This is a genomic window from Bacillus sp. FSL W8-0770, assembly GCF_038008705.1.
GTDB lineage: Bacteria > Bacillota > Bacilli > Bacillales > Bacillaceae_G > Bacillus_A > Bacillus_A cereus.
This window is the reverse complement of the sequence record NZ_JBBOZR010000001.1, coordinates 2,972,142-2,985,890: the sequence shown is the minus strand read 5'-3', so window position 1 is coordinate 2,985,890 and position 13,749 is coordinate 2,972,142. Positions and strand designations below refer to the sequence as shown.

Sequence of the window (13,749 nt, the reverse complement as noted above, 5' to 3'; positions counted from 1 at the left end):
GTTACAAGAGTTTCCTTGTTTTCTCCGGAATGTCCTTTTTAGAAATGTATGCAACAGAGTCTTTATAGTAAGAGTATTTTGTTGGGGATAATTAAAAAACATATATCGCAATATAAAAATTCACTTTAATACTAAAGGATACCTGACAACGATCCCTATAAATTCTTCTCAATAATTGAAAATAAAATCAATCCGGATTATTATATTGTTATTGTAAATTTATTTTATTGAAGGAGGATACATAGATGAAAAGCTCAAAAGGCTCTATTGAATCAGAGATAAGCAAAGCAATTACTCACTGGGAAAAGGACTACCTAGGACGCGGGTCTATATCCGTTAAGACAGATATATTACGGGATATGATTATCGTAAATTTACAAGGTGTTTTAACACCGGCTGAATACAGTGTTTGCGAAACAAAAGACGGTATGCTAACGATAAAGAAAAATCGTTCGGAGCTAGTTGAATCTGGAATTGATGATCTGAAAGAGATTATACTAGAATTAACTGGAGAGGAAGTGAAAAGCTTTCATACGGATATAAGCTCCCGTACAGGCGAACGAGTAATGATTTTTAAATTGCTTCATAATCTTGAGGAGAAATTTTAAAAATACCTTAAGGTTAGTGGAAGGATTAAGAAACCTACAAGTTTTGCACTTTATTAACAGGCTAATAATTAAAAACTTGAAGTTATTTAGGTATAATAAATCTTAATTCTAATAACTCTTAAAAAACGGATAAAGAAATTGACAAACTGCTTAATATGGTTTATCTTATAATTGTTTTAAAAAATTGATAGATGCTCATTTTAACAGTTTGCTATAATTAAGGCTTTAGCATTTTTTTAATATGTAATATTGACTAAATGAAAAAGTTTCTTAATTAAAAGATAGCGTATAACATAAATTGATATATTGATTGCATAATCTAGGAGATCAGAAATATACATTTCTTTTTAATAGGAGTAATACATACATTACTATCCTCTATAAAATGGGAGCTCTTCAAAAAACTTTATTGAAGTTAGTTGAAGTGAAACCGACAATCTCCATAATTCAATGATGATATAAAATCATTGAATTATGGAAGTTGTCGGTTTTTTTTATGGGAAAAAACGATGTACTAAAAAGAGTGAATGAAAATTGAAATTAAAAAAACTATCGTAATGAAAAGGAATTTTTATAGGCTATTTTCGCTTAGAAGGGAGTATTTAACATGTTAATTTCGCTGAGTTCATCAACACTGTTAACATTATTTTTTATGGCGCTTAGTGCTTCTTGGCTAAGTGGATTATTGTTTTTACATGCAAGGATGCCTTTACGTTTTGTTCATATCCATATTGGTATCGCTGCTTTGCCTTCATTGATTTCTTTACTCGCACTTGTTAATAACAATGGAGATAGAGTTGTGGGGCCTTGGCATCTAGATACTTTAGCTTGGTTAATGGCTTTCTTTGTTCTTACAATTGGTTTAATCATTCAGCGTTTCTCTGTACGTTATTTAATGGGGGATCACTCATATCGAAAATACTTTGCACTTTTTACATGTACTACAGGTGTATCTTCGGTTGCATGGTTAAGTGATGATCTTCGCTTAATGCTCATTTGTTGGGGAGCAACGCTTATAGGATTGGTTCTACTTATAGGGCTAAATAAAGGGTGGAAAGTAGTTAGTGAAGCAACTAAAATCTCTGGCTACCTATTTACAATAAGTTGGATTGCCTTACTATCAGCTATCATTTGGCTTTTTCAAGTAACAGGACAGTGGCAGTTAACATCAGTTTTAACGAATGAAAATGTAGCTCAATTTGGAACATTGGAGAAAACAGGAATTAACTTATTGATTATAGTAGCTGTGATGATTCCAGCAGCACAATGGCCTTTTCACAGATGGTTAATTGAATCAGCTGTTGCTCCAACTCCTGTTTCTGCTATTATGCATGCGGGTTTAGTAAATGCTGGAGGTATCATATTAACTAGATTTTCGCCACTTTTTCATGATGATATTGCACAAATCATTTTACTAATTTTCTCTAGTATTTCTGTCTTAATCGGAACAGGAATTAGTTTAGTTCAAGTTGATTATAAACGTCAGCTAGTAGGTTCAACTATTGCACAAATGGGATTTATGCTTATTCAATGTGCATTAGGCGCCTATTTAGCAGCTATTATTCATTTAATTTTACATGGTTTGTTTAAAGCTACACTATTTTTACAAGCTGGTTCTTCCGTGCAACGTTTTGGGGTAGTGAATCAGTCTAATGAAAAGATGTCTAATTTATGGATGATAGTTGGGCGTGTTTTAGGATTATTTATAGCAATTACTTTCTGGTTTATGACTTCTGGAGAGGGGTATCAACTAGTTAGTGCGTTAATCTTAGGCTGGTCACTATACTTTTCATGGAAACAGCTTGTTGTTTTTGGAGAGGGAAGAATGGGACGAATTGCTGGCGTAATTGTTTTGATTGGATTTTCTCTCATTTACTTTACCGTTCATAATTCTCTTTATAAATGGTTGCATACTGATATTTATCAAAGTGTTCAACCTTCAGCTCCAGCCGTTATCTTTGTTATATGTATTTTACTATTTAGTAGTGTTACTAGTACTTTCGTTACTCGTCATCAATCTTCTACTTTATTCGCTGTACTTTATCTTTGGTTAGTTCGAGTAGGTGAGGCGAGAAGAAAATCAGTAGAAAGTCACCCAAGCTATCTGAAACATTATGTATCAAAGGGAGGTAATTCGTGATGAGCATATCGTCAATATTAAAGAAAGATACAAACATTGATATGCAAGAAAATAATATAAATGATTTAGTTGCATCTGCTAGCCGAGTTATTGCACCACTTTGGCCTATCTCTACGTTTGCAGCTCACCACCCTTGGATGGGACTTGAAAAGCAATCATTTGAACAAGTCGCAAATTGGCTAAAAGAAGCTCGTAATGTGGATATGTATCCTAGTACTTCCATGATTCATTCGGCAAAAGCGAAAGGTGAGATTGAGGAATCATTTTTACAAAGTAGTTTGTCTCGTTGGCTGGATTCACAATCTTTTCATATTCCGCGAGAGAAAGTAGAGGGATTTTGCCAAGCGGCTTTAAAGTTAGAAAAATTACCTTCTAGTCTATTATCATCGCCAGAATTAAATAAACTGGCAGACGAAATGAGTTATATAAATACAGGGAGTATGAAAGCCTCTGTTATGCAGCCAATAAGTTCGCTTATAGAGAATCAAAATAGTGAAAACCTATCTGATATTCTTAATTATCATATCATTAAATGGTGTAAATTATATCTTGATGACTCCGGATCAAGTTGGACGATGCCAAATCGAGAGAAAGGTTTTTATCGTGCATGGCAACACCTTATTACATTTGATCCAGCGCTCAGTAAAAATGAGCGTAAAGTTTTAAAAGATTGGCCACAAGATGCCGAAGTAGCTTTAGCGAGAGCGTTATTTGAACTAGGAATTTCTGAATCTAACATACAAGCTTATCTTGAAGGGCACTTACTTTCTTTACCTGGGTGGGCAGGAATGATACGATGGCGCTCACAACAATCAATTCAGGAACAGGGGCTTTTAATAGAATATTTAGCAGTTCGAATTTCTATGGAGCTGGCTATTGCAAAACCTTATTTACCTTTAAAAAATCAAAAGGTTGAGAAAAAAGTTTCGATCGTCCCACTTATAGCTTCTTGGATCTATTGGGGGAATATTTCAACACGGGAATGGTCACAAATGTCTGCAGCTGAACAAAGCGAATTGTTAGCATTTGCATATCGTTTTGATGAAAATATTCGCAGGAAACTTTGGCTGGAAGCTTGGGAACAAACGCATGCAGAGCAATTAAGAGAGAAGATTGCTTCTAAACAATGTGCAACCAATGATAAAAAGCGTGTATTAGCTCAATTAGCATTTTGTATTGATGTACGTTCAGAACCGTTTCGTCGCCACTTAGAAAAACTAGGTCCGTTTGAAACGTTTGGAATAGCTGGTTTCTTTGGGTTACCAATTGCGACTAGTGAACTAGGTAGTAATGACAGCCATCCTTCTTTGCCAGTTATACTGAAACCGAAGCATCAAATAAAAGAGCTTACAGATGAAAATGAATTTAAATCTTATGAGCAACGTAAGAGGGTAGGCAGTTCGGTGCGTTATACATTTAAAACGATGAAACAGAACGTACTGACAAGTATGGCGCTACCTGAGTTAAGTGGTCCTTTACTTGGTCTACAGATGGTGACAAGAAGCTTTGTCCCAAGAGGAGTTGGTGGTTTCATTCGTAAACTTCGTAAAACTATGTTACAAAAACCTGATACAACATTCTCGCTTAATTATGTTCATGACACAAAAGGTGAGATACCTATCGGTTTTACGAAAGAAGAAAAAGTGAACTATGTGCGTCAAACTTTAAAAATGGTGGGACTGACAGAAAAATTTGCTCCTTTAGTTGTAATGTGTGGACATAGTAGTCAAAGTACGAACAATCCTTATGCGGCAGCACTTGAGTGTGGTGCTTGTGGAGGCGCAGCAGGGGGATTCAATGCAAGAGTTTTCGCTACTTTATGTAATCTTCCAGAAGTAAGAGAGGCGTTGTCTGCTGAAGGCATTAACATTCCTGAGGATACCATTTTTGCAGCAGCTGAACATAAAACAACAGTGGACGAATTGGAATGGATTTACGTCCCAGAACTTTCGAAAACTGCGCAAGAAGCGTTTGATTGTATCGAGACGATTATGCCAAATGTGAGCCAACATGCAAATAGAGAACGTTTAACGCAATTACCTAATTTTAAAACGAAAATAAAAAATCCGAGTAAAGAGGCGCATCGATTTGCAGAAGATTGGAGTGAAATACGTCCAGAATGGGGATTAGCGCGTAATGCATCTTTTATTATCGGAAAGCGTGAATTAACTCAAGATTGTGACTTAGAAGGTAGGGCTTTCCTTCATAATTATGATTGGAAACAGGATGAAAGTGGAGATATATTAGCTAATATTATTGCAGGACCAGGAACAGTTGCGCAGTGGATAAATCTACAATATTACGCATCAACTGTAGCTCCTCACTATTATGGTAGTGGAAATAAAACAACCCAAACCGTAACGGCGGGTCTCGGTGTTATGCAAGGGAATGCTAGTGACCTGTTGCCAGGCTTACCTTGGCAATCCGTTATGCAGTCAGATAGTGAGACGTATCATTCACCACTTCGTTTACTAATTGTCATTCAAGCACCTATTGAATATATAGAACGTTTGTTAAATAATGATTTCACATTTCGAGAAAAAGTTCAAAATGGATGGGTTAGACTTGCAAGTGTTGATCCAGAGGGAAGCTGGAAAAACTGGTAACAATTATTATTGTTACTAGCTTAAAAGTTTCATAAATACAATAATGAAGAAAGGGTGCTCCATATGAATTCAAAGAATAAAAAAGTTTTATTATTAACAGACATTGAACACGGAATAGAGCCTAGTATCCAACAAGTAACTAACATTCAACAAGAAAACATGTTGACTATACACAGCTATGATTCTGTAATTGTACATCCTTATGGAGATATAATGAGATCTATTATTATTGCTATTTATCAAGAAAATGTTAAAGAAATTTTTGTTGTCGGAATAGAGGATAAAAAAACTTCTTCAGTTAATCTACAAACTCAACGTGATTTCATAAAAGATAATATAGAATTAGACTATCTCTTTAAAAATTGCATGCCTGAATTTTCAAGTGGTAGCCTTAATCAATGGCTGAGTGGACAAAAAAATGTTAGTGAAAATATTGAAAAGAGTATAGATATGATCCGTCATCATCCATTAGTACCTTCTGATATTGAAGTTCATGGTTTCATAATTGATAGAACGGGTGAAAAAGAAACGGTTGTTAAAGTTTCTGCTAATAAAGTACTGAAACAAATGGATTTTTATGTGTAAGTTATCGATAGATAAGCAACTTTTATTTGGACTTGTGTCCTTTACAAAGAGCAAAAGAAATCTTCTATAAATGGGGATCTTTTGCTCTTTTTGTTTGAATTTTTAATGTGTTTTATAGGAGATACCTAATATGTACATAATAAAAATATATAACTTTTTGCATAAAATTTTAAGGACGGATTAGCAGGCGGAAAATAAAAATTTATGTTGTGATTTATTTCAAGATTATTACTAAAAAGAATGGAGATTCTTTAATTATGAGAATAAAACAGTTAAAACCTAAAGTGATATGGAAAAAAAGAATGTTGCTAACTCTTTTTATTGTTTTCGGATTGATTATTGCGGGGGTTGTTTTTTGGAATGTTTCACCTATTCCGAAAGCGTTTCTCATAAAAAAAGCATTTGAAGGTGGAATGTTTGTTCAATCTAATAATTATAAAAACGCTCTAAAAGAGACACGAATTGTTAAAGATATCAATTATAATTCTAAATTTCCTGATGGTACATTAGACATTATTTATCCCAAAAATTTTATAGGGAAAACACCTGTTATTTTTTGGGTGCACGGGGGTGGATTTGTAGGTGGAGATAAATCAGACATTACTGGTTATGCAGTAGAATTAGCTGCTCGTGGTTATACAGTGATAAATATAAATTACGCTCTTGCTCCTAAAAGAAAGTATCCTACACCAGTACTACAACTTGGTGAGGCTTATGAATATATAAAAGCAAATGCAAAGAAATATAATGTAAAACTAGATGACCTATATTTTGCAGGAGATTCTGCGGGAGCGCAAATATCTGGACAATTTGTTACTATTCAAACATCTCCAGATTATGCGAAATTAACCGGGATTGACGCTGTTGTTGCTCCTTCTACAATTAAAGGTATATTGCTATTTTGCGGCCCGTATAATATGCCTGCATTAGCTAAAATGGAAACATCCAAAGAAGTGCAAGACTTTATGCGTACTACTGGCTGGGCTTACTTTGGGAAAAAGAAATTTGAAACATTACCTGAAATGGAAATCGCCTCTATTTATAAACACGTTACAAAAGATTACCCACCAACGTTCATCACAGATGGAAATACTGCATCATTTGAAGAGCAAGGTAAAGCATTAGCTTCTACTTTACAAAATAAAGGAGTATCTGTAGATACACTTTTCTTTGATAAAAATATCTCTGGCGAGTTAGCACATGAATTTCAATTTAAAATGAACACTCCAGCAGGTGAAGAAGCTTTTAACCAAGTTCTTAAATTTCTAAATGAAAATAAATAATATATATACTATTAACTTTTTATAAGCTTAGTTTAATACCATATATGGGTGAACAAAATATTGCATTAATAATCTAATGGTAGCAAAAATAAATTTGATAAGAAGTATATAGTAAGAATGATTTGGAGATACAGATGGGGATATAACTATTTTATTTAGGACGGTGCACTTTAAATGGATTTACAGAAAGGGAAATTATATTGGAACACAACTTTTTCTAATACACCTTCTTATCCTCGGTTGGAAGAAGATATAAAATGTGACGTACTAATAATAGGAGCAGGAAGTTCAGGTGCTCAATCAGCATACTATTTGAGTGAATCAGATTTAAATATTGTTGTCGTTGATAAAAGAAAGGTAGGACACGGGAGTAACCTTACAAATACAGCACTTATTCAATATTTAGGTGACAAGATGTTTTTTGAACTTGTAAATACATTTGGAGAAGAGTATGCAGTTAAGCATATGAAATTATGTGAACAAGCTATTAATGATATTGAATATGCTGATCAAAACTTGCCTTATTGCTCTGATTTTAAACGACGTGACAGTTTATATTATGCAAGTTATGAAGAGGATATAAAGAAATTAGAAAAAGAACTGTATTATTTACATAAGCATGATTTTAAAGCGACTTGGCTATCAGAGGAACAAATTGGACAGAGATATCCATTTAAAAAACGTGCAGCTATTTATACGTATAATGATGGTGAAATAAATCCTTATAAATTTACACATAGTTTATTAGAACAAGCTTCTAATAAAGGAGTTCAAATTTATGAAGATACAGAGATTGTTGGCAAAAAGTTAGAGAAAGAATGTGCTATCTTTTATACAAAGGGGGGCAATTCTATTACTGCCAATAAAGTAATTGTGGCTGCAGGATATGAAGGGTTAGAATTTAAAAAGGAAAAGAACGCTACACTGATTAGCTCATATGCAGTTGTTACTAATCCTATAGAAGATTTATCTTCTTGGTATAAACGTACTCTCATTTGGGAAACTGCGAGACCATATATTTATATGAGAACTACTGCAGATAACAGGATTATTATAGGTGGGTTAGATGAAGATACAAACATTGCTCAAGAAAGAGATTCAAAATTAATCCATAAAAAAGAGAAATTAGTAAATGAATTTAATAAGCTCTTTCCCAATATAACAGTTGAACCTGAATTTTATTTAAGTGCTTTTTATGGTGGTACTCATGATGGTTTACCTATAATTGGAATGTATGAAGAGTTTCCAAATTGTCACTTTATCTATGCGTATGGAGATAATGGATTAGTATATAGTATGGTGTTTTCTAAAATTGTTCGAGATATAATTATTAACGGTTCAAGTCCGGATTTGAATTTATATTTACAAACTAGACCAAAACTAAATGAGTAAGCTACATGTATGCAAAATCAAGGTAGTATAAAAAAGTAATAGTTTTTACGGTTTTAATTACTTTATATAGGAAGCAATTCTACAATTATAATCTCTCCAATATATTTGGGGGGATTTATTTTTTTTTTAATGATTTATTGAAAAATAGTCTAATTAGACTATAATGAGTATATAGTTTAATTAGACTATTTATTTTGTTGAGTGTGAAAAAAGGAGGAAAGAGGTATGGTTGCAAAAGAGAGCAACTTACGCTTAGTGATAGCTGGGTTAATGCTAGGTATTTTAATGGCTGCAATGGATAATACAATTGTTGCCACTTCAATTGGTACAATTGTCTCAGATTTGGGTGGATTGGATAAATTCATCTGGGTTACTTCTGCTTATATGGTTGCAGTTATGGCGGGTATGCCTATTTTCGGGAAATTATCTGATATGTATGGTAGAAAGAGGTTTTATATTTTTGGTTTATTAATCTTCTTAATTGGTTCTGCATTATGTGGTACTGCGCAAAGTATTGTTCAGCTAAGTATTTATCGTGCAATTCAAGGTATAGGTGGGGGGGCACTGATGCCAATCGCCTTTACCATTGTATTTGATATTTTTCCTATTGAAAAAAGAGGGAAAATGACTGGGTTATTAGGGGCCGTATTTGGTTCTTCAAGTGTATTAGGGCCTTTATTAGGTGCGTATATAACAGAAAATATAAGTTGGCATTGGATTTTTTACGTCAATATTCCAATTGGTCTAATGTCATTAATTTTTATTTTAAAAGCTTATAAAGAAAATAATCCACCTACTAAGCAAAATATTGATTGGTGGGGGGCGATAACACTCGTCATAGCAGTAATTAGCTTAATGTTCGCTTTAGAATTGGGAGGAAAAGAATTTAAGTGGGATTCGATACAAATCATTGGGTTATTTGCATCGTTTATTGTATTTTTTGTTGGCTTCCTATTGGTAGAAAGAAAAGTGAAAGATCCGATAATATCATTTTGGATGTTTAAGCGTAAGGAGTTTGCAATATCACAAATTATTACGTTTTTCTATGGAGCAACATTTGTTATTTTAACAGTATTTATTCCTATTTTTGTTCAGGCTGTATATGGTGGAACAGCAACTAATGCTGGATTAATTTTAACCCCAATGATGTTAGGTTCTGTAGTAGGTAGTGCAATTGGTGGAATATTTCAAACGAAAATTAGTTACCGCAACTTGATGTTATTATCTATAATATCCTTTGGGATAGGTATGTATTTGTTAGGAACGATGGATCCACAAACAAGCCGTGTACTTTTAACGATATACATGATTATAACGGGGTTTGGAGTTGGATTTTCGTTCTCTTTGCTTCCCACAGTTTCTATTCATAATATGGAACCGAGATTCCGTGGTTCAGCTACTTCAACAAATTCATTCTTTCGTTCACTAGGTATGACAATTGGAGTAACGATTTTTGGCTCCATTCAAAATAGTACCTTTACAGCTAACTTAAAGGATGCTTTTAAGGGAATAGAACATGGTTCCAGCATGTTAAATAATCTAGGTGATCCGAGTGCAATATTTCGCTCAGATGTAAGGTCCAGTATACCTACTTTTATTCTTGAAAAGGTTATAGCTGCTATGTCATCTTCCATTACTACTGTTTTTCTATTAGCTTTAATTCCAATTATCGTTTCGTTTATGGCAATATTATTTATGGGGAATGTCAAAGCTGGTACAAAGGATAATAAAGTGAATTTGAAGTTATAAATTTTATAAAACAAAAAGATTCTTTACTTATTTTTAGCTTATACTATTGGTATAGGTTATTAAGGAGTGGAGAGTTATGAATACAAAGCTTTTTATGCTGGGTCTTCTTATGGAGAAAAATAGGCATCCGTATGAAGTCCAGCAACTTTTAAAAAATAGTGAAATGAAATATTATATAAAAATTACTAAAGGCTCTTTATATTATACATTTGAGCAACTTGAAAAGAAGGGTTTTATAGAGGTTGTTGATATTATTCGTAATGAACAACGTCCTGAACGGACTATTTACGGTATTACTAAAAGTGGTAAACAAGAATTTGAACATTTATTATTAGAGCAAATGATAAAGAAAGAGGATATGCATCGTCCTATATATGAAGCGCTACTTTTTGCACAATATGGGGAAGAAGAATTAATTCTAGAACAGCTAAAAACTAAAATTTCTCAACTGACGTTATATCTTACTACCCTTCAAAAAGTATATGAAGAGAAGTGTGGAAAAGAGAGTGTAGCTAAGTTATATATATTATCTAGTGTCATTTTACATTTAAGAACAGAGTTAAAAGTTTTACAGAGTTTATATAACACTATAAAAAATGAAAAGATAGATAATATTGGAAATGATGTACTTAGAGAGATAGAAAATCAATGTTTATAGTGACAGATATTATAAAATAAAGAAAAGTATAATATTTTAATTCATAAATTAAAAACGTTAATTTGGACAGGTCTAATAGTATAGGGAACTGTCCATTTTTAATATGTAAATTCTCCATTCAATGTTAAGAAATCTTAATATTTTTGTAGGGTGAAAATTAAGATTTTTTCAGTAGATTGATTGTATGTTCTAAATTAACATTGGAGAGGAATTTATGAATGTTATTTGTTTTATGTAAGAGTATGTGAAGCGGCCTCGGATCGTAGGGGGCTATTTTACCCAGTTCAAATCAACTTGCAAAACAGATGGTTTCTTCAATATGTTTAAAAAAGCAAAGTGTATTATCACGCATTAACGGGTAGTAAGACCCACATCTCAAAATTAAGTGGAAGCAAAGAAGTTAGGTGGGGGGCGGGATTCCCGTAAAAGACCGATTGGTGAGGGCTGATTAAAGTTTCACTTTATACGTGTAAGGTAAAACTAAATGTATAATACTACAGCATAGAACGAGATGTCAGAGAGGAAGAAAATATGATGCAGAAAGAAAAAATTTTGATTGTAGATGATGATATAGAGATAAGAAAAATCGTATCCATTTATTTAAAAAATGAAGGGTATGAAATTATAGATGCATCGGATGCTATAGAAGCTTTAGAAACTTTAAGAAATACAACAATTGATTTAATCATTTTAGATATTATGTTACCGAAAATGGATGGCATAGAGGCTTGTTTAAAAATAAGAGAACAGTATCAAATGCCTATAATTTTTTTGTCAGCTAAAGATGAGGATATAGATAAGATCCAGGGATTAATGAGTGGGGCAGAAGACTACATTACCAAACCGTTTAATCCACTTGAATTAATGGCAAGAATTAAATCTCAATTACGAAGATATCGTGTTTATCAAACAGAAGAAGTAAAACAATTTATTCATGAAATAGGCCATCTTAAGGTAGACGAGGAGACAAGACAAGTTTTCATTAGAAATGAAGAAGTAAGGTTAACTCCAAAGGAATTTGACATACTTTCTTTATTAGTGAGAAATAAAGGAAAGGTTTTTAGTGTAGAAAAAATATACGAGATGGTCTGGGAAGATTCATTTTATAAATCAGATAATACAGTCATGGTTCATATTACTAAAATACGGGAAAAAATTGAAGAAAACCCTCGTCAGCCTGTTTATTTAAAAACAGTATGGGGAGTTGGCTATAGAGTATGATCGATCGTACGAAATTAAGGGATAATATATTCTTTTCTACACGCTTAAATATAAAGCTTATTTTAATTTTTTTGCTCTGTTTCATCGTTGCGGTTGTTACTTTTTTTCTCATAGCAATGAAAAGTGCAAATCTACTTTCTTATAATCAACAGATTGAAAAAGAAGCCGAAATAAGGGAAATAGCGATAGGGATAACTAATGATATACAAAAGCGTAATTTGGAATCTGGGCATATAGAACAAGTTATACCGATGATTCAATCTATCCAAAAGAAGAATGAAAATTTAAGGTTTTTAGTATTAGATTATAAAGGCCATATTATCTATCGTTCACATAATTTTCAATTGCAGGATAATCTCCCACAGGAATTATTACAGGAGAAATTAAATGTTACACCAAACGTCAGAAATCCTTTGTTTGAGAAGTTCATATTGTTTGTTTCACCAGTTTCATTTCAAGATGGAATTGGATATGTAATGGTACAATCTCCAAATTCGAATAAAACAATCTCACCAACTCAATATAATCAAAATTTATTACTTGCTTTGGTGAGCAGTATATTAATTTTCATCCTTTTATTTTTGCTGTTTATGATCCCTATTACAAGATACATTAAAGAAATTGAACGAGGTATTCAAAAGATTGTAAAAAAAGATTGGAAACATTCCATACGTGTTAAAGGAAAAGATGAATTATCTTCTTTAGCTTATAATATTAATTGGATGGCTAGTCAATTAAGGGAGCGTTTTGAGAAAGAGAGAGCAATTGAGAAAGGTAAAAGTGAATTTATTACCAATATTTCTCATGATTTGCGTACCCCTTTAACGTCTATTATTGGATATTTAGCATTAGTAAATGAAAAACAATATCGAAATAAAGAAGAATTAGAAATGTATATTCAAAATACGTATAATTTAACATTAAAATTAAAAACTCTCATTAATGAATTGTTTGAATACACAAAATTATCTTTACCTGATGTTAAGTTGAGAAAAGAAAAAGTAGAATTGGGCAATTTGTTAGGTCAGCTAGTAGGAGAGTATATCCCGATTTTTGAAAAACAGCAATTAATTGTTAAACTAAATATCATTAATAAGGATATTTGGGTATGGGCAGATATAGAAAAACTGGTGCGTGTATTTGATAATTTACTATCTAATACTGAAAAATATAGTTTTTCAAATTCAACAGTAATAGTGGAACTAAAAAAAGAAGAAGATAAGGCATTTATTTGTATTACAAATAAAACAGATCATCTTGAAGCACAAGAATTAAGCAAGATGTTTGAGAAGTTTTATCGAGTTGATAAATCACGGTCGAGTCAAATACATGGATCCGGAATTGGTTTAGCAATTGTAAAGCGCACAATTGAATTGCATGAGGGTAAAGTATGGGCTGAAAGTCATGGAAATAGTCTTACGATACATGTAGAATTACAACTTTTAAAAAATGTTTAAAAACTATTTAAGAATTTTCATTATGTAACTAATATAAATGCTTAAATAAA

Annotated in this window: 10 protein-coding genes; all 10 read left to right on the top strand. The window is 32.6% G+C overall.

Features of this window, described 5'->3' with window-relative positions; translation table 11 throughout:
• The first annotated feature begins 245 nt into the window (after nucleotides 1-245).
• The 10 genes from NST27_RS15330 to NST27_RS15285 all read left to right on the top strand — a co-directional run bounded on the left by NST27_RS15330 (nucleotide 246) and on the right by NST27_RS15285 (nucleotide 13,699).
• On the top strand, nucleotides 246-608 hold the full coding sequence (locus NST27_RS15330) for a DUF2294 domain-containing protein (RefSeq protein ID WP_000842547.1): 363 nt from the start codon (nucleotides 246-248) through the stop codon (nucleotides 606-608).
• 607 nt (nucleotides 609-1,215) lie between these two features.
• On the top strand, nucleotides 1,216-2,748 hold the full coding sequence (locus NST27_RS15325; protein ID WP_000908922.1) for an NADH dehydrogenase subunit 5: 1,533 nt from the start codon (nucleotides 1,216-1,218) through the stop codon (nucleotides 2,746-2,748).
• Nucleotides 2,748-5,354 (top strand): DUF2309 domain-containing protein, encoded by a 2,607-nt coding sequence (locus NST27_RS15320; RefSeq protein ID WP_000028355.1) that lies wholly within the window; start codon nucleotides 2,748-2,750, stop codon nucleotides 5,352-5,354. The genes NST27_RS15325 and NST27_RS15320 overlap by 1 nt, the downstream gene beginning before the upstream one ends.
• A gap of 63 nt (nucleotides 5,355-5,417) precedes the next feature.
• Nucleotides 5,418-5,939: a hypothetical protein gene (locus NST27_RS15315; protein ID WP_001086250.1), complete on the top strand. Its 522-nt coding sequence runs from the start codon at nucleotides 5,418-5,420 to the stop codon at nucleotides 5,937-5,939.
• A gap of 257 nt (nucleotides 5,940-6,196) precedes the next feature.
• Complete coding sequence (locus NST27_RS15310; RefSeq protein ID WP_001220685.1) at nucleotides 6,197-7,222, top strand: alpha/beta hydrolase; 1,026 nt, start codon at nucleotides 6,197-6,199, stop codon at nucleotides 7,220-7,222.
• 174 nt (nucleotides 7,223-7,396) lie between these two features.
• Nucleotides 7,397-8,614, top strand: coding sequence for an NAD(P)/FAD-dependent oxidoreductase (locus NST27_RS15305; RefSeq protein ID WP_000365644.1), 1,218 nt, complete (start codon nucleotides 7,397-7,399; stop codon nucleotides 8,612-8,614).
• 225 nt (nucleotides 8,615-8,839) lie between these two features.
• Nucleotides 8,840-10,363, top strand: coding sequence for an MDR family MFS transporter (locus tag NST27_RS15300; RefSeq protein WP_000225814.1), 1,524 nt, complete (start codon nucleotides 8,840-8,842; stop codon nucleotides 10,361-10,363).
• 76 nt (nucleotides 10,364-10,439) lie between these two features.
• Entirely contained in the window at nucleotides 10,440-11,021 is a 582-nt protein-coding gene (locus NST27_RS15295) for a PadR family transcriptional regulator (RefSeq protein ID WP_001093176.1), read from the top strand.
• Nucleotides 11,022-11,555: 534 nt separating this feature from the next.
• Nucleotides 11,556-12,242, top strand: coding sequence for a response regulator transcription factor (locus NST27_RS15290; protein WP_001168370.1), 687 nt, complete (start codon nucleotides 11,556-11,558; stop codon nucleotides 12,240-12,242).
• Complete coding sequence (locus NST27_RS15285) at nucleotides 12,239-13,699, top strand: sensor histidine kinase (protein ID WP_000567229.1); 1,461 nt, start codon at nucleotides 12,239-12,241, stop codon at nucleotides 13,697-13,699. Before NST27_RS15290 ends, NST27_RS15285 begins: the two co-directional genes overlap by 4 nt.
• The last annotated feature ends 50 nt before the right edge of the window (nucleotides 13,700-13,749 follow it).